The organism is Vibrio sp. Vb1755 (assembly GCF_033338635.1).
GTDB classification, from domain to species: Bacteria; Pseudomonadota; Gammaproteobacteria; order Enterobacterales; family Vibrionaceae; genus Vibrio; species Vibrio alginolyticus.
Genome location: NZ_JAWOTA010000350.1, coordinates 1 through 1,052, shown reverse-complemented (window position 1 = coordinate 1,052; position 1,052 = coordinate 1). Strand labels below are relative to the sequence as shown.

The 1,052-nt window shown below is 40.8% G+C and carries 1 protein-coding gene and 1 pseudogene; both read left to right on the top strand.

The genetic code is table 11. The features are described from left to right. A pseudogene (locus R7E00_RS25065) lies at positions 1 to 239 on the top strand (elongation factor P); the annotation flags it as partial. Positions 240 to 507: 268 nt separating this feature from the next. Continuing rightward, positions 508 to 1,052 (top strand): SPFH domain-containing protein (locus R7E00_RS25060; RefSeq protein ID WP_318124917.1); only part of this gene is annotated, 545 nt, incomplete at its 3' end.

Sequence of the window (1,052 nt, the reverse complement as noted above, 5' to 3'; positions counted from 1 at the left end):
ACAACACTTGTATGATCACTCTTTGGAACGGTAACCCAATTACTGTTACTCCACCAAACTTCGTTGAGCTAGAAGTTACAGATACTGATCCAGGTCTGAAAGGTGATACTCAAGGTACTGGTGGTAAACCAGCTACACTAGCAACTGGCGCTGTTGTTCGTGTTCCACTATTCATCGCAATTGGCGAAGTGATCAAAGTTGACACTCGTACTGGTGAATACGTAGGTCGTGTGAAGTAATTAATACTTCTCTGAGAAAGGTCGCTTCGGCGGCCTTTTTTATTGCCCGCAATTTTCATTTTCTACTGCTTTTCAGCGAAATACGAAGCTCACCGCATATTCCTATTGATTTTGTATTATTCGTAAAAATCGCATTAATTTCATGAATCTTTCGATTATTTCTTAATGTAACAATTTGATACATTAACACCTGTTGTCAGCGAGTTGCATAGCAGCTTGATTTTCATCGATTTAACTCAATGACAACCGAAATAATAAGGAGAAAAACATGGAAAGCAGAAGCTTAGGACAAGGCTTAAAAGTAGAAGAACGACGTCAGTTGCTTCATCGCGGGATAAAAGCGGCATTGATTGGTGTGCCTTTATTGGCTGTAGGTTTAACGATCAACAGTTCGGTTTTGATGACAGATGCTGGCTATAGTTATGTGCATCAAAACAACATCACTGGTGAGTTGGATGTGTTTACTGAACCTGGTATTCATTTCCGGATGCCGTTTCTATCCAAAATCACTAAGTACGATCAAGTGATCACTGTGTCTTTTGGTAACAGCAAGGGTGAAGACTTTTACCAACGTCTTGATTCGGTTCAAGTTCGTTTCGCTGATACCTATATTGGCCAAATACCAGTGACGTTCCGCTTTAAATTGAGTAACGATCCAGAAGCTCTAAAAAAGATGCATCGTGAGTTTCGCAATAACAACAACTTGATCGACGCACTGCTTGTGAAAAATGCGCGTAACGTGACAGTGATTACCGCTACGCAATACACCGGAGAGGAGTTTTTCCAAGGTGGTTTGAACCAGTTCAAATCGAA